The sequence below is a fragment of the Eubacterium ventriosum genome (genome assembly GCF_025150745.1).
GTDB lineage: Bacteria > Bacillota > Clostridia > Lachnospirales > Lachnospiraceae > Eubacterium_G > Eubacterium_G ventriosum.
In genome coordinates, this window is sequence record NZ_CP102282.1 from 2,132,495 (window position 1) to 2,154,905 (window position 22,411).

The following is a 22,411-nucleotide window of genomic DNA, read 5'->3' on the forward strand; positions in this document are numbered from 1 at the left end:
ATATTATAATGATTACAAAAATCAATTACATATGCTTATGTGTAAACAAATGATCCTGGCAATATTCTTTGTTGCCTGAGCATTTAGAACAATATCTAAATGTTAAATTAGGATCATCTAATTCCGTTCTGCCACAGACTGCACACTTATGTCTTGCGCCATTCTGGTAAGTCTGATTCTGTCTTGCTCTGTTAACCTGCTGCCTGTACTGTCTCTTACGCTTTGCCTGAGCCACACTAAAGGCTCCGCCATTCTTTTTAAGAGAAATAAAATATAATATAAAGTTAAGCAACGACATAACAATAAGTACCGTTGTAATAATTGCAAGCACATATGTCCCAATCTGTCTTGCATAACTAAAAGCGTTGTAAATGTCAATTAAGATATATGCTCCATACAATACTCCAAACCACTTAATCTTAATAGGTATAATGAAGTACAACATAAGTTGTTCTTCCGGATAAGTTGCCGCAAAAGCTAAGAATATGGACATATTAATGTAATAAGTACTTACATAAGCACCAATGTAGCTTCCTAATGTTTGACTTGAAAATGTATCTTTATAAACAAATGTCAAAACTACGTATAAAACAATTGCACCTACAACTGTAAATATGAGACCTGATATAAGATAAACATTATATCTGTACGTTCCCCATGTTCTTTCCAAAGTCTGTCCCAACTGATAATAAAGAATCAGCATAATTATTGTGAAGATACTTAATTCCTCCGGCATTGTTAAAACCCATGTTACTATACGCCATATCTGTCCGTGCAAAATCATATACGGATTAAATGTTAAAAGACCATACAATGTAGGATTTATCAAACTAAGCATATATCCAATAACATATCCTGCTATTAAATATAAGGTAAGATTCTTTATAGCATACTTGCCGTATTTTCTTTCAAAATTAGAAATCATAAATTCTCCTCTGCCTTTCACCAAAAAGATATTGCAAAAAATATGTAATCTGCAACTTCTCTTCAAATAATAAACCAATTTACAGTATAATTTCCAAACCACTGTTTGTCAAACTACTTTCAATGTTTTTAATGGGATTTTCAACATATTTTCCATACATTTCTTTTTATTTGTTTTAATGTCTAAATAATATTACATTTTATTCATTTTTAGACATAGGCTTTTTACATTTTGTCTATTTTTGTTGGGTTGTTTTTTCTTATTAATTATATTATAATATAGAAATTCGCGTAAACACTTTTATTAAATATGAAAAAGATACGTTATTGAACTAAAATTTTTAATTAAAATCATTGTAATAACTTTACTGATTTTAATGATTAGATTTCAATTATAAGTGCTTTAATGGCTTATTAAGGCATTAGGAGGAAAAAAATGAATGAATTAGAATATTACAGTCTTGGTATTGACATCGGTTCTACCACAGTAAAAATTGCAATCCTTGACAAGAATAATGATGTTGTTTTTTCTGATTACAAAAGACATTATGCAAACATTCAGGAAACTTTGGCTTCTCTTCTTAAAGAAGCTAAAGACAAATTAGGAAATATAGAATTATCACCAATGATTACAGGTTCAGGTGGACTTGCCCTTTCAAATCATTTGAAAGTACCTTTCGTTCAGGAAGTTGTTGCCGTAGCTTCAGCCCTTGAAGATTATGCACCTCAGACTGACGTTGCCATCGAACTTGGTGGTGAAGATGCAAAGATTATTTATTTCACTAACGGTATTGAACAGCGTATGAATGGTATTTGTGCCGGTGGTACAGGTTCTTTCATAGATCAGATGGCTTCTCTTTTACAGACAGATGCCAGCGGTTTAAATGAATATGCCAAGAATTATCAGGCTATTTATCCTATTGCTGCCCGTTGTGGTGTTTTTGCAAAAACAGATATTCAGCCTTTAATTAACGAAGGTGCTACTAAAGAAGATTTAGCCGCTTCTATTTTTCAGGCTGTTGTTAACCAGACTATTTCAGGTCTTGCCTGTGGTAAACCTATCCGTGGAACAGTTGCTTTCCTTGGTGGACCACTTCACTTTTTACCTGAATTAAAGAATGCATTTATCAGAACTTTAAAATTAGATGATGAGCATATTGTTGCACCTGAACATTCTCATTTGTTTGCTGCAATCGGTTCTGCTCTTAACCATTCTGAAAATGTAAAAGTTAACATTTCTGATTTATATGAACAGTTATCTAAAGGTATAAAGATGTCTATGGAAATTAAACGTCTTGATCCTTTATTTAATAACGAAAGAGAATATAAGGAATTTACTGAAAGACACAATAAGGACTGTGTAAAAAAGGGAGATCTTGCTACATACAAAGGCAATTGCTATTTAGGTATTGATTCAGGTTCTACTACAACTAAAGCTGCTTTGGTTGCCGAGGATGGAACTCTTCTTTACTCATACTATAGTGGTAACAACGGTAATCCTTTACAGACTATTATTGATGCCGTTAAGGATATTTATAAGAAACTTCCTTCTGACGCACACATTGTACGTTCATGTTCAACAGGTTATGGTGAAGCTCTTATTAAGAATGCCTTATTGCTTGATGAAGGTGAAGTTGAAACGGTAGCCCACTATCATGCAGCAGCTTTCTTTGAGCCACAGGTTGATTGTATTCTTGATATTGGCGGACAGGATATGAAATGTATTAAAATCAAAAACAATTCTGTAGACAGCGTTCAGCTTAATGAAGCCTGCTCTTCAGGTTGTGGTTCTTTCATTGAAACTTTTGCCAAATCATTAAATTACTCTGTTCAGGATTTTGCTAAGGAAGCTTTATTTGCAAGTAACCCTACTGACCTTGGTACAAGATGTACTGTATTTATGAACTCTAATGTTAAGCAGGCACAGAAAGAAGGCGCTACTGTTGCAGATATTTCTTCAGGTCTTGCTTATTCAGTTATAAAAAATGCTTTATACAAAGTTATTAAAATTTCTGACGCAAAGGATTTAGGACGTAAGGTTGTTGTTCAGGGTGGTACATTCTACAACGATGCAGTTCTTAGAAGTTTTGAAAAAATTGCAGGTTGCCAAGCTATTCGCCCGGATATTGCAGGTATTATGGGTGCTTTCGGTGCTGCTCTTATTGCAAAAGAAAGATATAAAGGACAGGAAACTACTATCCTTTCATTGGAACAGTTAGAATCTTTTGATTACACTACTTCAATGACAAGATGTAAGGGATGTACTAACGCATGTCTTCTTACAATTAATAAATTCTCTGACGGACGTAGATTTATTAGTGGTAACAGATGTGAGAAAGGTATTGGTGGTGTTAAGAACAAAGACCACATTCCAAACCTTTTTGAATATAAATATCATAGAATGTTTGATTATGAACCTTTGGCTCCTGAAAACGCTCCACGAGGTGTTGTTGGTATTCCAAGAGTTCTAAATATGTACGAAAACTTCCCATTTTGGGCAACATTCTTTAAAGAATTAGGATACAGTGTAATGCTTTCTCCTAAATCATCACATAAGATTTACGAAATGGGTATTGAATCAATTCCAAGTGAATCTGAATGTTATCCTGCTAAGATTTCTCATGGACATATTGAGTGGTTATTACAAAACGGTGCAAAATTTATTTTCTATCCATGTATTCCATATGAGAGAAATGAAACACCTGATGCTAACAACCATTACAACTGTCCTATTGTTACATCTTATGCTGAAAATATTAAGAACAACGTTGAAGCTTTAGAAGATTCTTCAATTAATTTTATGAATCCTTTTATGGCATTTACAAATGAAGAAATTCTTACAAAACGACTTGTTGAAGAATTTACAGCTCTTGGCATTAAAGAAGATGAAATTAAGAGTGCTTCTCACAAAGCATGGGATGAACTTATTGCTTCACGTAATGACATGATGAAAAAGGGTGAAGAAACTCTTAAATATATGGAAGAAACAGGACGTAGAGGTATTGTTCTTGCCGGTCGTCCATACCACGTTGATCCTGAAATCAACCACGGAATTCCTGAAATGATTAACTCATATGGTCTTGCTGTTCTTACAGAAGATTCAGTTTCACATCTTGCTGATGTTGAAAGACCTTTAATTGTTTCTGACCAGTGGATGTATCACTCACGTCTTTACAAAGCCGCAAACTTTGTTAAAACAAGAGATGATCTTGATTTGATTCAGTTAAACTCTTTTGGTTGTGGTTTGGATGCAGTTACAACAGACTGTGTAAGTGATATTCTTACAAAATCAGGAAAGATTTACACAGTATTAAAGATTGATGAAGTTAACAACCTTGGTGCTGCAAGAATCAGAGTTCGTTCTTTACTTGCTGCAATTAGGGAACGTAGCGAAAATCATTTTGAACGTTACATTCAGCCTTCATCATTTAATAAAGTTGAATTTACTAAGCAGATGCGTGATGACAATTATACTATTCTTTGTCCTCAGATGAGTCCAATTCATTTCACAATGTTACAGGCTGCATTTAATGCTTGCGGATATAATTTTGAGGTAATGGAAAGTAACAAATCATGTATTGACACAGGTTTAAAATATGTTAACAATGATGCATGTTATCCTTCTCTTATAGTTGTTGGTCAGATAATGAATGCTCTTCTTTCCGGCAAATATGATTTGAACAAAACTGCCGTAGTTATTTCTCAGACAGGTGGTGGATGTCGTGCTACTAACTATATTGGATTTATAAGAAGAGCTTTGGAAAAAGCCGGTATGTCCCAAATTCCTGTATTGTCATTAAGTTTAAGTGGACTTGAACATCATAGCGGTTTCAAAATCACTCCAAAGCTTGCACTAAAAGCTGTTGAAGCCTGCCTCTATGGTGACTTGTTTATGCGTGTTGTTTACAGAACAAGACCTTACGAAGTTAATCCTGGAGAAACTAATGCTTTACATAAAAAATGGGAATACAAGCTTTGCAAAGAGCTTTCAGATAATAGTTTTGGAATTCATCGTTTCAAGAAGAATATGAAGAAGATTGTTGAAGAATTCGATGCTATTCCTGTAAAAGACATTAAGAAACCTAGAGTTGGTATTGTAGGTGAAATTCTTGTTAAGTTCTCTCCTACAGCTAACAATAACTTAGTTGAATTGCTTGAATCAGAAGGTGCCGAGGCTGTTATGCCTGACCTTGTTGACTTCTTCCTTTATGGATTTAGAAATGCAACATTTAAGGTTGAAAAATTAGGTTTTGACAAGAGTATTATTAGAATGAATAACCTTGGAATTAAAGCTATTGAATGGATGAGAGGTTCTGCAAAGAAAGCTCTTATAGAAAGTAAGCACTTTACTCCTACTGCTGATATTTGGGAAATGAGTAAAATGGCTGAAGATGTTGTTTCAATAGGTAACCAGACTGGTGAAGGATGGTTCTTAACAGGTGAAATGCTTCACTTAATCCACGACGGTGTTCCAAACATTGTTTGTACACAGCCTTTCGCTTGTCTTCCTAACCACATCGTTGGTAAGGGTGTTATTAAGAAACTTCGTGCACAGCATCCTGAAGCAAACATCGTAGCCGTTGACTACGATCCTGGTGCCAGTGAAGTTAACCAACTTAACCGTATCAAGTTAATGCTTGCAACAGCAAACAAAAAGATTGGGAAGAAATAGGCTTTATAGGTTTAGAATTGAATAAATTGATATATTAGTATTTTAATATTTTATAAAAGGGCTACCGCGATGGATAGCCCTTTTATTTTTACATATCTATTTTTGTTGTCCACTTGCTTACATCCCAGATGTCTGTTGCCCATTCTTCATAGAAGTCCGGTTCGTGACACACCATTAAAACACTGCCTTTATATGTCATAAGAGCACGCTTTAATTCCTCCTTTGCATCTACGTCAAGGTGGTTTGTCGGCTCGTCAAGAAGAAGGATGTTGCTTTCTCTGTTTATTAGCTTGCACAGATAGTTTCTACTTATGCAATGATGATATTTATTTAATATCTTTTCAACTATATATTTTCAATCTGCCAGTCAATAGGTTCAACACCGTTAGCCTTTAAAAATTCGTTTGCCTTGCTGAAATGTTTGCAGCCAAAGAATCCCCTATATGCTGACAATGGACTTGGATGTGGTGCTTTCAAGACCAAATGCTTAGGATTAGTTAACATCTTAGCTTTTCTGCCGGCAGGTGCGCCCCACAAAAAGATAACTATAGGTCTGTCCTGAGCATTTACAGCTTCAATTACTGCATCTGTAAACTGTTCCCATCCTTTTCCCTGATGAGAGTTAGCCTGATGGGCTCTTACAGTAAGAACTGTGTTAAGCAACAACACTCCCTGGTCTGCCCATTTCTTTAAATATCCATTATTAGGAATATAACAACCTAAGTCATCATGCAATTCCTGATAAATATTTTTAAGTGAAGGAGGTATGTCGTTACCCGGCAAAACAGAAAAACTCAAACCATGAGCCTGATGCACATTATGATATGGATCCTGTCCCAAAAGCAAAACTTTTACATCTTTAAGAGGTGTAAAATGAAATGCATTAAAAATATCATCTGCAGGCGGATATACCACTGTAGTACTGTATTCATTTTTTACAAACTCGAATAAATCTTTATAATATGGCTTTGAAAACTCCTTCTTTAAAGGCACAAGCCAATCGTTATCTATCATTGACATTTTCTATTCCTCGTTTCAATATTACCTTCATTATTGATAATTGGTATTATTTTTCATATTATCTTTGTTAAATTACACCCTAACCAGTGTATCTACATTAAAACTTTGTTCTGTTACTTTCCTATTATTCTTTCCACAAATTCCTTATTGCAGAAAACCTTTACTGCATTTTTTCTCATTTCTATTTCAAAATGAGTATCCGTTACCATTTCTCCGTCAACATTAAAAGTGTATCTCTTATCGCTGTCAATAACCACTTTTTCCCCTTGATATTTCTTAATCTTCGGAGATTTTTCATGCTTTGCGCTTAGCAGTTTTACAAACAATGGTAAAACCTTAACCTTTGGCATTTTTTCCACAAAATATACATCAAATAATCCATCGTCAAGTGTAGCGTGGGGTGCCATTCTAAAACCTCCACCATAATATTGACCATTGCATATGGCAAGTATTGTGCATTGGTTTTCAAAACTTTGATTATCGTCTATCTGTACTTTTACTTTTTTAAATTTATATTTAATAAAAGTATACAAAATGCTGGCATTGTAGCGCTGGCTTACCGGAATCCATTTCTTCTTCCTAATCCATGAAATATTGTTAGCCACATCAGCATCAAGTCCTACACAGGCAACATTAATAAAATGTCTTCCATTAATAATTCCAAAATCAAAATCATGTATTCCGTCATCATATTGGCTAAGTGTTCTTTCAAAATCATTTCCACTGCCTGTTGGAATATTTCCAAGAATCTTGTTCTTAGAACCTGCCAACCCGTTTAGAACTGCATTTAAATTGCCATCTCCACCGACAGAAAAAACAACACATTCTTCATCAGGTATTTTTTTTGCAAACTTCTTTGCATCCCCTGCATTATGTGTATAAAATATTTTGTATTTAATTTTTTCTTTTGAACATTCCTTTAAAATTCTCTGTTCAAACTGATTTGTGTCTATTTTTCCACTGTTAGGATTAATAATAAAATAATATTTCATCTTTAAGTATCTACGTTTCTACAAACGTACCGGCACTCCCTTACCATCTAAATAATGTTTTAAATCATTAATTTCTAATTCTTTGTAATGGAATAATGAAGCTGCAAGAGCTGCGTCAGCCTTTCCCTCTGTTAATGCATCATAAAAATGCTCCATAGTTCCGGCTCCACCTGAAGCAATAACAGGAACAGAAACATTTTCAGCTATAATCTTTGTAAGTTCAATGTCATAGCCCTGCTTCACTCCGTCACAATCCATACTTGTAAGCAAAATCTCTCCTGCTCCAAGTTTATCAACCTTCATTGCCCATTCAACAGCATCCATGCCCATATCGACACGTCCACCGTTCTTGTATATATTCCAGCCGCTACCATCTTCACGTCTCTTAGCGTCAATGGCAACTACAACGCACTGACTTCCAAACTTGTCAGCCGCTTCACTTATAAGATTAGGATTCATAATAGCTGATGAATTAATTGAAATCTTGTCAGCACCCTCTCTTAAAAGTTCCTTAAAATCATCTACAGTTCTAATTCCTCCGCCAACAGTAAACGGAATAAAAACCTGTTCTGCCACTCTTCTTACCAAATCCGTAACAGTATGTCTATGGTCAGAAGACGCAGTAATATCTAAAAATACAAGTTCATCCGCTCCTGCCTTGTTATAAGCTTTTGCAACTTCAACAGGATCACCTGCATCTCTTAAATTCACAAAATTAGTACCTTTTACAACTCTATTGTTATTTACATCCAAACATGGAATAATTCTCTTTGTATGCATATTTCTCTCCCAAATCTATATTATAATGCCGCAAAATTCTTTAAAATCTGAAGTCCTACATCACCACTCTTTTCAGGGTGAAACTGGCATGCAAAAACATTACCACTTTCAACAGATGCATGAATATGTGTAATATAATCTGTTGAAGCCTTAACTATCTGCTCATCTTCTGCTTCCAAATAATATGAATGTACAAAATAAACATAAGACTGTTCTTCAATGCCTTTAAATAATCTTCCGTTATTAGTAAGTTCCAAAGAGTTCCATCCAATATGTGGAATCTTAAATCCCGGCTTGTCAGGTATTCTAAGAATCTTTCCTTTTAAAATTCCAAGTCCTTCCACTCCCGGAGTTTCATCACTGCTTTCGAATAAAAGCTGAAGTCCTAAGCATATTCCAAGAAAAGGTGTGTTATTTTCCACAACCTTATTGATTGTATCAATAAGATCATAATCTCTCAATTTCTCCATTGCATCTCCGAAAGAACCAACTCCCGGAAGAACTACCTTATCTGCTGAAAGAATAACCTCCTTGTCTCTTGATACTACAGTATCTTCTCCTATATACTGAAATGCCTTCTCCACGCTTTTAATGTTGCCTGCATCATAGTCAATAATTGCTATCATTTATTCAGTCCCTTTCTCTAATGATTTGCAATCAAGCTCAAACCAAAATTCAACACCATCCGGTCTGTTAATTGCTCCACATTTCTTTTCGTGTCTGTCCATAATGGCTTTAACTATAGATAATCCTATACCGTTGCCACCATAAGCTCTTGTTCTTGCTTTGTCAACTTTATAGAACTTGATCCAAATATTATCAAGCTCATTTTCAGGAATATTTTTTCCTGTGTTAAACACAGACACTCTTACTATACCATTTTTTTCCTGAATTTTCACTTTAATTATTCTATTTTCGTCAACATGATTTAAAGCATTACTTAAATAATTAGTAATAACCTCTTCAATCTGGAACTCATCTGCCCAAACGTAAATAGGTTCCATTTGATTAAATTCAATATTAACCTGCTTTTCATTGGCCTTAATTTGCATAGAATGAATTACTCCTGCAATCACAGATATAATATCAAATCTTTCCATATTTACACTTCCGTCACCGAACTCCAGCTGGTTTAATGTAAGAAGATTCTTAACCATCTTATTCATCTTGCCAGCTTCATCAATAATAACATCGCAGTAGTAATCCATATCCTCCGGATTATCACTTATACTTTCCTGAAGTCCCTCTGCATAACCCTGAATAAGTGCAATAGGTGTTTTTAATTCGTGAGAAACATTTGAAATAAATTCTTTTCTCATCTCATCTACTTCTTCCTTCTTTGCAATATCCTTGTGAAGCTGCAAGTTGGCAGACTTTAGTTCCGAAATAGCTGTTTCAAGCTTGTCAGACATTTCATTCATGCTCTCTCCAAGAATACCGATTTCATCATCACGGTCATCTTCATACTTAACATTAAAATCAAGTTCTGACATTCTTTTGGAAATATCAGCCAATTGTAATAAAGGTTGTGTATATTTTCTTGTAATCCAAATAATAATTAAAGTTGTAACAAGAATAAGTGATATTCCAACACCTAAATAAAACTTGTTGGCAATGGCAATACTCTCCCTAAAGCTTTCAACTGACATTCTTATAACTACATAATTGCCTGATGCCAGTCCTCCTGACAATTCATAATATTGATTGGCCGAAAATCTGTCTACCGTAGACTGAATTGTATATTTGTCGTTCTTTTCAATAACCCTTGGTTCCTCTTTCTGCTTAATATTACTACCAAAAATCATATCACGCCAACGGTCTGCAAGCATTTTTCCTGCACCATAGTCATAAACAGAATCTCCCGCACTATCTACAACAATCATTGTGGCACCGGCTTTTTCACAAATATTATTCAGCGTTGAAATATTGTCGCTATCCTTAAGATTTTCATCATCTTGGATTATTTTTATAAACTCATTGTAAACTTTCTTAATAGAATCTTGCTTTGTTTTCTTATAATACTTGCTTAAGAAAAAGCTGCTAAATATACTAGCAGCAATCAGGGATAATCCCATGATTGCCACTATAATTACGGTCATCTTGTAACCGATGGTATGTTTCATTTTATTCTTATCTATATCCTTCATTAGTTAACCTCGAATTTGTATCCCATGCCCCAAATTGTAACTATGTATTTGCCACATTCTCCAAGCTTATTTCTTAGTTTTTTAACGTGGGTATCAATAGTTCTTGCATCTCCAAAATAATCATAATTCCATACATTATTAAGAATATTCTCTCTTGATAAAGCAATTCCTTTATTTTGTATGAAATATGATAACAATTCAAATTCCTTAAAACTAAGTTCAATAGGTTCACCCTTTACTGTAACAATATGAGCCGCCTTGTTTATTTCAATATCTCCGGCCTGTTCAATCTGATCCTGACCTATATTATTAGTTCTTCTAAGGATTGCATCAACTCTTGCCACAAGAATTCTTGGGCTGAAAGGCTTGGATATATATTCATCAACTCCAAGTTCAAAACCAAGTAACTCATCACTTTCCTCGCTCTTTGCTGTCAGCATAATAATTGGAACCTTAGAAATCTTTCTAATCTCCCTGCAGGCTTCCCATCCATCCATCTTAGGCATCATAACATCCAAAATAATAAGATCAATATCATTACTCTCCACGAACACATCTACGGCTTCTTCACCGTTGGATGCTTCCACTACTTCATATTGTTTTCTTACAAGAAAGTCTCTTACAAGCTTTCTCATTCTATCTTCATCATCTACAACAAGAATCTTTAATTGTTTCATAATATTCCTCCACAGCATTTTTAGATAATTGGCAAAACCTAATCCCCTGAGAAAAATTTATTGCAAACACGTTGATTTTTTTCTCTGGGTGATTGTATTAATTATCTCTTATACATATATTAAATCAATAATCTGTGTATATTTAATGAACTACTCTGAATCTTTTTTGTATTACATTTAAAATAAATCAAGCATATTATCCAGATATATTTCTTCCCTAACATTTATATGATATTCAGGCTTTGTCATATAATACAATAAAAATTCTAATATCAGCGCACTTCCAAGACTTCTGCCTTCAATTTTAAAGTTAGAAAATCCCATAGGAACATATTTATTTTCAATGTCACCTATGCTTATAAATCCCGGATTTTTCATTGCTTCTGAAAAGCGATACCCCTTTTCAGCGGTAGGTGACTTACATATATGCTCCTTTTGATTTTCTCCTAAGTTTTTTCGGCTTACAGCTTCGTAACAGTTCTTCCTATCCTTACATCCAAACCAACAACATTCGTTGCACAAAAACTCTACTTTATTTTTCTGAGTCTGAGTTAATCCTTCTAAATTTTCAAAGTCTTTATTTAATCGAAAATCCGGTACAACATAACTAAATTCTTTCCTATCAGCTTCGCTTTTAAACTCTTCAAAATCCGTTATTACTTTTGTGGTTGATGATACAAAATAAAAATTCGGATATTTATTTTTCAAATAATTCAAAAGTAAATCCGAATGTACAATTATGCCACTCTGCACTTTGCTTTCTTTATAAAACATTTCACATAAATCGTTGCACCTCTTGTCTGAAAGATGCTCTTCTCTTAACAATGAATTGCTAAATGTAAGCCTTGGAGAAATGTTGTATTCATTCATAAGTTTTAATACAACTTTAGCATTGCACTCTCCAAAACCTGCACGACCACCGCCCCAAAGACAGTCTGCCGGGGCACCGTATATCGAACCAATTTCACACCAATCATAAAAATATTCTCTATGTTCTCTAAACAAGGGCAAAAACACACTATAAAAATCATAAAATTCAAACAAGCCCGGAAGATGAAAATATATCATTTTTCTATAACCTTCTTCACTAATTGCCATGCCACACTTCCTTCATCTCCGATTTCTTTTCCAATAAGTTTTGAGCCACAATACGGGCAATAACTAAAATGCAATTTATGTTGCCTCCATTCTTTAACTAAATTTAAATATATCATACCACACTTTCCACTAAACAACATATTTCCTTCGCTTAAATATATTACTTACAGCACTATCCTTAGTCTTCCAATTAAACTTTGCAAAAGTTGTTGATAAGTTTACTTGGCAACATTATTTAATTACATTGAAAGAGAAAGGCGCTAGTTAAAACTAACGCCTTGTAAAGTCTGGGATTACTCATTATCTTTTTTAAAGAAAATTTTTAATAATTTCTATTGCTTCCATCCAGATATATTCTAGACATTTTTCAACGAATCTTGCATCCCTTGCTCTTACGTTTAACATCTTTGCCTGATCCGCTAATATCACACCTTTTACACTTGTGGAATCGTCAAGATTCACATGAAAAGGATGTGATTTATCAGTGTTTGTAATAGGACAAACCATAATTAATGAGCTATGCTCATTTAATAAAGTGTTGCTGACGACCAATGCTGGTCGTCTTCCATTTTGTTTTATGACCCTGCTAAGGGTTAAAATTCATAATAATAATATCACCTTGTTCAAAAGTTACCAATATTCATCACCTTTAGGAGCTCCTACATCTACTTCTTGTGTACTTTCTACATAGATTTCATCAATTGGTTTTTGATAGAAAGCTTCTAACCTTTCTTGTAAATTAGTATATTTTGGATATTTAATTTTCTTAATAACCATTTCCCCATTGTATATGTTAATCTCCACATTGTCATTTTCTCTTAAATGCATTAAATTAGTTATTTCTTTTGATAATCGTAATCCTTGACTATTTCCCCATTTTTTTACAGCTGTTTGAGTAGTAAAGCTTTTTTGTTCCATAGCATTTGACATCATATTAAATTCCTCCGTTTTTTTAAAAAAGTATATACATTGTCAATAAAAAATTCATAACCTTATTTTTAGTATTTTTATAACGAGAAAATCTAGTTGAACAATACTAGCAATATGCTATAATGAACTTAAACAAGGAACTGAAAGTTAGATAAAACCTAACTGCCGGTTATGTTTGAGTTAAAAATAACGTCCTACACTTTGAACACGGCAAGGGCGTTATTTTTTTGCATTAATGATAACTAATACAAGTGTAAATACCATTTGCTCAGTATCGTTTTCACTAAACATTGCTGTTAGTGTTCCGTCAGCATCATTATCCCATTTTACTTCAAGGATAACTGTATTATCTGACCTGACAAAAACATTTACGTTATATAATATAAAATCTTTTGTGTTGTCTCTCCTAATCTGGCAACAGAAAGAGGGTGAGTTGTTTGTCATACACATTTATTTGTTAACTTTAACTTTTTTTGCATTGCTCCATTTGCCATATCCTGATTTGTTATATGCTCTCACATAAATTTTGTATGTTTTCTTTCTTTTGAGCTTTTTAATGGTATATGAAGTCTTTGTGGTTGTTTTTGTTATTGCTTTACTTCCAAGTACTGCCTTGACCTGGTACTTCGTGGCTTTCTTCACCTTTTTCCATTTTATAGCGATTTTCTTACCCTTTAAGTTTTTTGCAGAACTTACTTTTACTTTTGCCGGTACCTTTGAAACAGACTTTGTTGTGTCTTCAACATCCGTGTAGTCACCTGTTTCATAAATTGTGGGACTTATTGATGGTCTTGAAGTTGGTTGTGTTACACTGTGGTCTATCTTCTTCGGCACAAGGTTACCATTCTTGTCCGTTACGTACTCATATTCATATCCGTCTTCCTTGCTGACTTCTGTTCCGTCTGCAAGTATCCAGCACACAAGTTTGCTTTCTGTTTGTCCATCAATCATTTCAAAATCACACTTCTTGCATGTTACTCTGTCTATTACATATGCATACTTATATGTAAGTCCCATTGACATATCTGTTTCATAGACAGTTTCAAGTGTGTCAACATATGAATGACCCGTGGCATAAGTTTTCTTTCCCTTGGAAATTACCTTTCCACAGTTAATGCAGGTTTCATCACCTGTATATCCATCCTCAGTACAGGTTGCAGCCTTATAGTTTCTAAGCTCTGTTTCATGCGCTACCATTGGAACTTCCCTTGTTTCCGTCTTTCCACAGATTGTGCAGGTATACAGGTCCTCTCCCTTTTCAGTACAGGTTGCAACCTTACTGTGACTTGTAAACTCATAATCATGAGCTGAATAATACATCTTCTTTGATGTTCCAATTACCTCACCACATTCACTGCACTTATGAACTTTGTAAACACTCTTGTCTTCACAGGTGTCTGAAGTTGTTTTAACCGTAATGTATGAATGCCCAGTCTTAGGTGTGCTTTCAGTCCAGGTATAACCACATATTTCGCATGTCTTTTCAATTACTCCTTCTTCAGAGCAGGTGGCTTTCTTTACCGTCTTAATGTCACTGTCCCTTACCACATGATTACATTCTCCATCAATCTCTGTATGCTCTGATGTGTAGGTCTTTCCGTCGACCGTAACTGTTGCCTCATACTTTGTAACTGTGGCATCACCACACTTCTTTTCTGAAACCTTTGTTACATCACAATCAGTGCCAATGTATTCTCGGTCTACCAAATGATAGAAATATGGCTTTGATGAAGTCATTACAAAACCATCATTTTCATATTCCCCGCATTCACTGCATGTTCTGTAGAATGTTGCCTTGTCTCCATTCCACTTGATGACGTGACTTGTAAACGTGTGGCCCTTGTAGTCCATGTAATCAATTTTGCTTACAGGAAGTATGTCTCTTTTATCCCCTTCCTGATGAGCTCTGTCTATGTTTGACATGTATTCTGAGCCTCTGAGTACTTTAGTCATGTTTATGTTTCGTGTGGCATCATTTACAGAAGAATTGTTTTTGCTCTGTGGTTCAACCTCAAACCAGTTTCCACAAACCTTTACTCCATTCCACGAATGTACTCCCGGGTTTCCAATTTCCACGGATTCCATGTTTATGCAGCTTGCAAGGAAGTTAAATGCCTCTGCAAAACCTGTACACGTAGCCTTTCCCTTTACCAGTGCAGTGTATGCGTCATTGATTGTTCTGCCATTTTCATCCTTGCCATACTTGATGTAATGCATGAACTCTAATATTTTCAGTACTTTTTCATACTCGCTCATCTCGTCAAGGTTTGGTACTGTTGCAAGAAATTTCTTCTTCACTTCCTGCATTTCTGTAAAATAAGTTATAAACTTGTCAACTTTGTAATTCTCCAAGTTTAAAACAATATATTTCTTTCCATTTCCGTCTATAATTAATTCATTTTCAGAAGAATTGTTTCTAACGCCACCACCGCTAGTATTACAGTAGAAACCTATTCCGTTATCAATTTTATCTCTAAATGCATTATTTGCAAAAAAATCTATACTTTCATGATAGGCATCATATTCTAACCAGTTCTCATAATATTTTGCATCAATTGTTATTTTATATGGTCCTGAAATGTTATTTAAGAAGTAGTATTCTTGAAGTTTTTGTGCTTCCTCTGGTGAAGAAACGTAGTTTTCCAAAGTGTAAGAATCACCATTTTTTTGTAAAATATTTACTTTCGTTAATTTACTATCGGCATATGTTGTTGTGCTGTTGATTCCCCCTAAAGCTATGCTTATGGATAATGCCACTGCAATAAGTTTTTTTCTCATTTTTTCTACCTCCGATATTCTTTTTCTATTTATATTTTAACAGTTACATATAAAAAAACAGTAACTTTTGTAAACATATAAGAGTGTAAACAGGAATGAACTTCTTCACCCTGTTTACACTCTTTAATGAAATGTTTTAGTATTGACTATTTTTCCACAAAAAAGTCTTCATCTGAGGCTACTATGTCCTTATTCTTGGCATAGACCTTCTGTGCATCATCTTTATCGATTTCTGCATATTTAGTTATCGTCCTTGTTTTTGAGAGAATAGAAAATGTCGCTTCTCTTCCTAACTTCTCTAGATATGTTGCAAGATTCCAGTAAATTTCATCATCATATGGATTGGCTATGTTTTCTGCATACTCCCATGCCTTGTAAGTGTTCTTGATGTTTTCAAGTTGGTCTGTCACTGCCTTCTTTGCCGCAGCATATGCACTCGTCTCATCAGTGTAAGAATATTAAATTACATGCTTGAAGCAAGAATATTTTACTCACTATTTTCTACTCATGAATTTCCAGTGGAAGTCCATCCGGATCATGGAAAAATGTCATTTTATTTCCGGTATAATCATCCAGACGGACCGGCTCAGTTTCAATTCCTTTCCCATTCAATTCTTTTACTGTATCATCTACACTCTCCACTTTAAATGCCAGATGGCGTAATCCCAATGCTTCTGGATAATTTACACGAGCTGGAGCATTTTTTATGATAAAAAGTTCTATTTCCTGCAGCCCACATGCCATATCAATCTTGTAATCATCACGTTCTTTTCGATAATTCTCTCTAATTATTTTAAATCCAAGCAGATCCACATAAAAATGTTTTGATTGTTCATAATCGCTTCCAATGATTGCAATATGATGAATGGTATCGAACATAACTCTCTTCCTCCGTTTTTTATATGTTGATATATATTTTTCTCACATTTTATCACAGTAACGTATAGTGGTTCAGTTGTCAAGACAAAAACATAAGCATTTTATAATGAACTGATATATGTAACTGGATAGGGTTCTACATCATACCCATGTGGTAACAATATCCGGACGTTCATACAGACTTAAGAATCATATCAAAGGAAATGATTAATTGTACCTTTTTATATAATATTTTTTGTACATTAATCCTTGACACTTTATATTTGAATATGATGTTGCAAGACTGTTTTGCTGAAATCCATTGTACGTTGAAAATTTCAAAAGATACTTTTCGCCTTTATATATTATCGTTTTTTTCTTGTCTGCTCCCAGATAATTATTTGGAACTGTCAGGGCTTCTTTCGAAAAATCAATTAGCGTTTTACCACTCCCTTACATAATAATAATCACGCAACAATTTAATTTGTTCATCTGTAAGTGTACCGTCACAGCAATTTAAGTCTGCTCTTATGGTATCCTGCCAACAGTCCACTATGCTTTCCTTGTTATTCACTGACTTAACCATGGATTCAATGTCCTCTTCCAAAAAATCAGGGATTTCAAAATCTAGCTTAAGCTTTTCCATAATAAACACCTCTTTTACAAAAAGGGCGACTATTAATAGTCACCCTTTCCTCTGTTATGCTAGCCATATCGCCCGTCGGCGAATCCTTCTGAAATAAGTCTGTCTTCAATTCAGACAGCTACAATTCGAGCCTATCAAATTAAGGCTCTACTCACAACATTTCCCTTCAACTTCGGGAAATCAATAAAAAAAATACACTCATATATTAGCATTTCTTTTTTGTTTTTGCAATTGTTTTTATTTTTTAAATCAGGTTACGCCAATAATAAGAAGTTGTTACATATATTATTACCTCTTCCTTTAAAACAAAGGATTCGATTAAAACTGAGTCACCTTCTAATTCAAGTGTGACACCTTCCTTTATTTTCATTCTTTTTTTTATGGAATTTCGCCAGTTTTCTTTCTTATCTCATAAAATAATATGTTGATTCCTTTCTGCATTTGACACTAAAATTTCATTTGTAAATTGTACACTTTTTTTGCTGTTGCAAAAAAAATAAGAGCATAAAGCTCTTTATTTATAGTGCTTTATGCTCTTAATTGTACAATTTACGTTATACTTTAACCATTTTTCTAGTAGTGCTTTTTCTAATAACATCTTTTATAATCATTAATCAACTCAAAAAAATAGTTAACACTCTCAGAATTTCCTATAAATATTTTTTTACATTGTTTTAGAAGATTTTCTTCTATAACTTCTTTTTTTTCGAACTCATTTAAAAACATTGCAAAGCAATTATTCTTTTTCTCCTCTCTTATCAACTGATTTCCATATTTTTCTATCACACAATAGTCTCCTTCTAAGAAATCAAAAACCAATGGTGTAGAAGAAATACAATATCCCATAATTGTCTTTCCTAATGTATTATTTTTAGCATTCAAAATTACATCATATGCTTTTTTTAAATTTTGTGAGAATATATACATATGATTGTTTTCTACTGCTATAAAACAATCCCAATTCGATAAAACATACCAACATTCTATAAATATTCTTATATTAACATCTAAAAAATTTGTTTCATCAACTAAAGATGTTAAATAGGATATACATTTCCCCCATTTTTGTTTTTGCTCGTATTGTTGTAAAATTTCATCATCATACACACTCATAATATTACCTCGTCTTAATCCACGCATCTGCAATTTTTATTATTCCATTAACAACTGCATATCTTACTACTAATTTCCATTGATTATTTTTTTGCAATATTTAATTTTTTTGCAGTCTTATAACCGTATATACTTCCTACTGTTGCACCAATGACTGCACCAACACCTATTCCAATTAGTACGATTCAGGCAATTACGAATCCGAAGTACAAAGGGAATGGCTTAACCGTTTTAACATTTAGAATTACAGACACGCATACAACCTGATTTTTGAATACATCGAAACCTTTTATAACACTGTCAGAATTCATAGTCACTGTGATTACATGTCACCTGACGAATTTGAAAAATTGTATGAGAGGGTTAAATCTCTGCTGGCTGCTTAGCTGACAGAACTTCTCATTTTATTTTGTGCTAAATCTTGACATAGCACCACTTTGTGTTTCATAAATCTTCTCCTCCCATTTAATTAAATTTTTTCGTTCTATAAAACAAACGCACCAAACTTCTATTCCTGCTTCAGAAGTTTGATGCATTATGCTTTCTAATTATGTATTTTTCATCCCTTTTTCGTCCGCCCCACATTTATCTTCAGTTTATTATCTTTTTATCTTCTTTTCAATACCTACTTCCAAATTTTTTAAATATTAACTTTTGAAACCGCCTCGAAGATTGAGATTTTCGAGCCAGAACAGATTGCACTGATCCTTTACCCGCTCAAAGATTGCTTCAAAATTCGTGATACCTGGGAATACCGGGGATACGAAACATACTGTACGGATACCTGCCTCATATACCTGCTTCATAGCAGCGATACGGTGCTCAATGCTCGAAGCAGAATCCATATCGTTCTTGAAATTTTCATCTAGTGTGGCTCGGCTGGGTTTGCTATTTTTGAATGGTAATTGCAGATTTAATTCTTGCGACTATATCCAATGGTGCTTATTATGAGGGAAATTCCAAAAATCAAAATTGCCGCTATCCCTGTGATTAGCACATATGAATGAACAGAATTTACCATAGCAGCCATTCCCGGCCCATCTTCAAAATATTTTACAAAGTAAAACATTGGAATTACCACAATCAATCCCATAGTTTGCGCAGAACGAAAACCAAACCAATAAGTTAATGGCAAGCAAATTCCTGTCCATAACAACGGAATAATAGCTGCTGCTCCAATCGAAAATAACCAGATAAGCATATCAAAGTTTTGAAAAATTATGCTGGATAAACTATTGAACGCAATGCTTCCCAAAATGCTGATTGCAACAGTATATATTACGGAAACATATTTACTTGCAACAACAGTAAAATTGCTTATCGGCATAGCTAATTGATATTTTTTCCAGCTTGCCTTTTCATCACTTGCGAAACTCATAATATTTTGCATACCGATTGTCATGGCAAACATAACAGAAGCAAATAAGCCAGCATAAATTCCAGCATTGAAAATAAGCAGAACAATAGCTGCTGCTGCAATCAGAATAAGTCTCTTATCAATACTCTTGAAGAAAACGGATATGTCTTTATATATCAATCCTCGCATGATGTACCTCCTTTAACATAGAAAAGCATAATATCTTCTAATGTGGCATTATCCACAATGATGTTTTTGTATTTTCGTTTGAATGCTTCCTTGTCATGAACAAGACACTCCACGCTCATATTTGTAGTTCGGTGTATGATATAATCATCAGAGGAAAGCTGTGCAAATTTTTCTTTTCCGCACTTTGCTACGCCATAATTATAAACAAGATTATCTTTCGGTTCCTCGAAAATGATTTTTCCCTGATGAATTAAAATCACATAGTCTGCAATTTTTTGTATGTCCGAAGTAATATGCGACGAAAAGAAGATAGAGCAATCTTCATCTTGGATAAATTCCAAAAATAGGTCTAATACTTCATCACGCACAACGGGGTCAAGACCTGTTGTTGCTTCGTCCAAAATCAACAGTTTAGGTCTATGTGCCATAGCACAAATGATAGACAACTTCATTTTCATGCCTTTAGAAAATGTGTCAATCGTTTTCTTGGTCGGGATTTTGAATTTTTTCAAGTATTGTGAAAAAAGGTTACTATCCCATGTCTTATAAACTCCTTTCAAGATTTTTTCAATATCTGCGGCTGTAAACACATCATGAAAATTACATTCATCAAAAACGACGCCAATGTTTTCTTTGACAGTTGGAATTGTATGGTCTATTCCAAAGACTTGTATCTGTCCGCTATCTTTGCTTAGTTCATTTAATATCAGATTGATAGTAGTGCTTTTTCCTGCACCATTTTCGCCAATAAAACCTACAATCCTGCCTTTAGGGACTTTGAACGAAACATTGTCCAAAGAAAATCCCTCAAATTGCTTGCATAAATTCTGCACCAAAATGTTATTATCCATGCCTGTCACCTCTCGTTATTCCTCGTAAAATAGTTTTAGAATATTCGTCATTTGCCCAAGACTAATGCCATGTGCTCGACCAATTTCTGCGACCTTTTGTAAAAGTTCTTCAGCAATTCGTAACTGTTCCTCTTGAATAAATTCCTTATTCTGTGATGCTACAAAACTGCCTTTTCCAGATACAGTTTCTATAAATCCATCTCTCGTTAAATCTTCATATGCTCTCTGAACGGTAATAACACTGATATGTAAATCTTTTGCTAAAGCTCTCATAGAAGGGAGGGCTTCGCCAGCAGATAATTTGCCGTCCATAATAAAACTTTTTACTTGCATACAGATTTGTTCGTAAATAGGCTTATCACTGCTATTACTTATGATAATCTCCACTTTCTCACCTCACCATGCGTACTTATCGTAATAAGTGTACTTATTCGATAAGCACAGTATAGGCAATTTGTGTGAACCTGTCAAGAGAAAAGATGTAAATACATTAGGAAAAGTGAGTGGCTGTCTATCAAATAATAGATTTTGTTGTCTTTCCAGTAACAAAATGTCAATAGTTTTTTAATCACTTTTTTCAAAAAAGCAAAAAAAATAGAACGTATAGATTATTTCCATACGCTCTATCTCACATTTCATATTAAATTTTTGAATTCTACAAACTTGAATTTGAAAACTATAAAATTATGAATGATTATTGCTCTCCATAGGTTATCAATAAAATTCTCCAAAAGCCTTGAAAATAAAGGATTTATCGCAATATGTTCGCCTTATTCCTTTATATGATTTCACACAAGTTTACTCTTTCCCTGACTGCTTATAAGGGCAAAATCAAGGGCAAGAAAATCTCATAACAAGATATAACAGAGTGTGGCAATCGGAGAACTGTGATGTATGTGCGAATATATTATACTGGAGGATTAATTATATGGACAAGTACATTTTTGATAAAAAGAATGGTTTATGGTATGAGTTGCAGGGAGATTATTATATCCCTTGCCTTACTTTACCAACCGAAAAAGAACACAAACCTATCGGCTTATGGGGGCAGCGGCACAAACGCTACTTACAGGAACATAAACGGGCGGTTTACACCACGCTACTCACAAGCGGAAAATTGAACCGTTATCTTGCTGATATTGACGAACAGGCAGCGGAAATGATGTTTCGATTGGTCGAGCAAATGGCTGGCAAGGAGGGGGTAACCGAACAACTCAAAGCAGAAAACTCGATGTTGTGGGTTGGAAGAATGAACGAGATACAAGCAAGGGCAAGAGAAATCGTCAATATGGAAATTATTTACGCATAAAACAAAGGCGGCAGAGATTTCTTTCTGTCGCCTTTATTTGTAAAATTGTATTGAGTGATGTCGTATTACA

General features: G+C 34.2%; 25 protein-coding genes and 2 pseudogenes. 4 read left to right on the forward strand and 23 right to left on the reverse strand.

All coding sequences use genetic code 11. From position 1 onward, the window contains the following. Positions 1-25: 25 nt before the first annotated feature. Positions 26-925 (reverse strand): rhomboid family intramembrane serine protease, encoded by a 900-nt coding sequence (locus NQ558_RS09545; RefSeq protein ID WP_005361810.1) that lies wholly within the window; start codon positions 923-925, stop codon positions 26-28. A 435-nt stretch (positions 926-1,360) separates the two neighbouring features. On the opposite strand from NQ558_RS09545, the gene NQ558_RS09550 reads away from it, so the two are divergent. Then, positions 1,361-5,596, forward strand: coding sequence for a 2-hydroxyacyl-CoA dehydratase (locus NQ558_RS09550; protein ID WP_005361807.1), 4,236 nt, complete (start codon positions 1,361-1,363; stop codon positions 5,594-5,596). 88 nt (positions 5,597-5,684) lie between these two features. On the opposite strand, the pseudogene NQ558_RS09555 reads toward NQ558_RS09550, so the two are convergent. The 15 genes and pseudogenes from NQ558_RS09555 to gloA2 form a co-directional block, all read right to left on the reverse strand. Next, positions 5,685-5,894, reverse strand: a pseudogene (locus tag NQ558_RS09555) (P-loop NTPase family protein); the annotation flags it as partial. 47 nt (positions 5,895-5,941) lie between these two features. Continuing rightward, the gene (locus NQ558_RS09560; RefSeq protein WP_040446831.1) at positions 5,942-6,616 is read right to left on the reverse strand and encodes a uracil-DNA glycosylase; all 675 of its coding nucleotides are present in this window, start codon (positions 6,614-6,616) and stop codon (positions 5,942-5,944) included. A gap of 113 nt (positions 6,617-6,729) precedes the next feature. Beyond that, complete coding sequence (locus NQ558_RS09565) at positions 6,730-7,608, reverse strand: diacylglycerol/lipid kinase family protein (RefSeq protein WP_005361799.1); 879 nt, start codon at positions 7,606-7,608, stop codon at positions 6,730-6,732. Between the two features lie 18 nt (positions 7,609-7,626). After that, positions 7,627-8,388 carry an imidazole glycerol phosphate synthase subunit HisF gene (gene hisF, locus NQ558_RS09570; protein WP_005361796.1) on the reverse strand — a complete coding sequence of 254 codons (762 nt, stop codon included), beginning with the start codon at positions 8,386-8,388 and terminating at the stop codon, positions 7,627-7,629. Between the two features lie 20 nt (positions 8,389-8,408). After that, a complete protein-coding gene (gene hisH, locus NQ558_RS09575) occupies positions 8,409-9,014 on the reverse strand; it encodes an imidazole glycerol phosphate synthase subunit HisH (protein ID WP_005361795.1) in 606 nt (201 codons plus the stop codon). Then, on the reverse strand, positions 9,015-10,535 hold the full coding sequence (locus NQ558_RS09580) for a sensor histidine kinase (protein WP_005361794.1): 1,521 nt from the start codon (positions 10,533-10,535) through the stop codon (positions 9,015-9,017). After that, on the reverse strand, positions 10,535-11,212 hold the full coding sequence (locus NQ558_RS09585; RefSeq protein WP_040446829.1) for a response regulator transcription factor: 678 nt from the start codon (positions 11,210-11,212) through the stop codon (positions 10,535-10,537). Before NQ558_RS09585 ends, NQ558_RS09580 begins: the two co-directional genes overlap by 1 nt. A 177-nt stretch (positions 11,213-11,389) precedes the next feature. After that, positions 11,390-12,310 carry a hypothetical protein gene (locus tag NQ558_RS09590; protein ID WP_005361792.1) on the reverse strand — a complete coding sequence of 307 codons (921 nt, stop codon included), beginning with the start codon at positions 12,308-12,310 and terminating at the stop codon, positions 11,390-11,392. After that, entirely contained in the window at positions 12,277-12,426 is a 150-nt protein-coding gene (locus NQ558_RS09595; protein ID WP_259907474.1) for a hypothetical protein, read from the reverse strand. Before NQ558_RS09595 ends, NQ558_RS09590 begins: the two co-directional genes overlap by 34 nt. 193 nt (positions 12,427-12,619) lie before the next feature. Further along, on the reverse strand, positions 12,620-12,862 hold the full coding sequence (locus NQ558_RS09600; protein ID WP_242652132.1) for a type II toxin-antitoxin system PemK/MazF family toxin: 243 nt from the start codon (positions 12,860-12,862) through the stop codon (positions 12,620-12,622). A 78-nt stretch (positions 12,863-12,940) separates the two neighbouring features. After that, entirely contained in the window at positions 12,941-13,243 is a 303-nt protein-coding gene (locus tag NQ558_RS09605) for an AbrB/MazE/SpoVT family DNA-binding domain-containing protein (RefSeq protein ID WP_005361787.1), read from the reverse strand. Positions 13,244-13,459: 216 nt separating this feature from the next. Beyond that, entirely contained in the window at positions 13,460-13,684 is a 225-nt protein-coding gene (locus NQ558_RS09610; protein ID WP_156774976.1) for a hypothetical protein, read from the reverse strand. 6 nt (positions 13,685-13,690) lie between these two features. Next, positions 13,691-16,018, reverse strand: coding sequence for a transglutaminase-like domain-containing protein (locus NQ558_RS09615; protein ID WP_005361785.1), 2,328 nt, complete (start codon positions 16,016-16,018; stop codon positions 13,691-13,693). A 146-nt stretch (positions 16,019-16,164) separates the two neighbouring features. Then, entirely contained in the window at positions 16,165-16,428 is a 264-nt protein-coding gene (locus tag NQ558_RS09620) for a hypothetical protein (RefSeq protein WP_040446827.1), read from the reverse strand. 91 nt (positions 16,429-16,519) lie between these two features. Further along, positions 16,520-16,897, reverse strand: coding sequence for an SMU1112c/YaeR family gloxylase I-like metalloprotein (gloA2, locus tag NQ558_RS09625; RefSeq protein WP_005361784.1), 378 nt, complete (start codon positions 16,895-16,897; stop codon positions 16,520-16,522). Positions 16,898-17,021: 124 nt separating this feature from the next. Between gloA2 and NQ558_RS09630 the strand changes: the two genes are divergently transcribed. Then, positions 17,022-17,108, forward strand: a complete 87-nt coding sequence (locus tag NQ558_RS09630) for an ATP-binding protein (RefSeq protein ID WP_278183938.1) — start codon at positions 17,022-17,024, stop codon at positions 17,106-17,108. Positions 17,109-17,318: 210 nt separating this feature from the next. Here NQ558_RS09630 and NQ558_RS09635 read toward each other — a convergent pair whose 3' ends face one another. The 3 genes from NQ558_RS09635 to NQ558_RS09645 form a co-directional block, all read right to left on the reverse strand. Next, complete coding sequence (locus tag NQ558_RS09635; RefSeq protein ID WP_005361778.1) at positions 17,319-17,522, reverse strand: hypothetical protein; 204 nt, start codon at positions 17,520-17,522, stop codon at positions 17,319-17,321. Positions 17,523-17,766: 244 nt separating this feature from the next. Then, the gene (locus NQ558_RS09640; RefSeq protein WP_259907481.1) at positions 17,767-17,892 is read right to left on the reverse strand and encodes a hypothetical protein; all 126 of its coding nucleotides are present in this window, start codon (positions 17,890-17,892) and stop codon (positions 17,767-17,769) included. A gap of 218 nt (positions 17,893-18,110) precedes the next feature. Continuing rightward, entirely contained in the window at positions 18,111-18,635 is a 525-nt protein-coding gene (locus NQ558_RS09645; protein WP_040446824.1) for a hypothetical protein, read from the reverse strand. A 266-nt stretch (positions 18,636-18,901) separates the two neighbouring features. Between NQ558_RS09645 and NQ558_RS09650 the strand changes: the two genes are divergently transcribed. Continuing rightward, on the forward strand, positions 18,902-19,021 hold the full coding sequence (locus NQ558_RS09650) for an IS3 family transposase (RefSeq protein WP_412098420.1): 120 nt from the start codon (positions 18,902-18,904) through the stop codon (positions 19,019-19,021). 267 nt (positions 19,022-19,288) lie between these two features. Here the strand turns inward: NQ558_RS09650 and NQ558_RS09655 are convergent. The 4 genes and pseudogenes from NQ558_RS09655 to NQ558_RS09670 form a co-directional block, all read right to left on the reverse strand. Then, positions 19,289-19,507 (reverse strand): annotated as a pseudogene (locus tag NQ558_RS09655) (radical SAM mobile pair protein B); the annotation flags it as partial. A gap of 41 nt (positions 19,508-19,548) precedes the next feature. Further along, positions 19,549-20,181 (reverse strand): ABC-2 transporter permease, encoded by a 633-nt coding sequence (locus tag NQ558_RS09660; RefSeq protein WP_005360922.1) that lies wholly within the window; start codon positions 20,179-20,181, stop codon positions 19,549-19,551. After that, the gene (locus NQ558_RS09665; RefSeq protein ID WP_005360920.1) at positions 20,169-21,032 is read right to left on the reverse strand and encodes an ABC transporter ATP-binding protein; all 864 of its coding nucleotides are present in this window, start codon (positions 21,030-21,032) and stop codon (positions 20,169-20,171) included. Before NQ558_RS09665 ends, NQ558_RS09660 begins: the two co-directional genes overlap by 13 nt. A gap of 15 nt (positions 21,033-21,047) precedes the next feature. After that, on the reverse strand, positions 21,048-21,419 hold the full coding sequence (locus tag NQ558_RS09670; protein ID WP_040446415.1) for a GntR family transcriptional regulator: 372 nt from the start codon (positions 21,417-21,419) through the stop codon (positions 21,048-21,050). Positions 21,420-21,960: 541 nt separating this feature from the next. Between NQ558_RS09670 and NQ558_RS09675 the strand changes: the two genes are divergently transcribed. Then, a complete protein-coding gene (locus tag NQ558_RS09675) occupies positions 21,961-22,341 on the forward strand; it encodes a TnpV protein (protein ID WP_005360916.1) in 381 nt (126 codons plus the stop codon). The last annotated feature ends 70 nt before the right edge of the window (positions 22,342-22,411 follow it).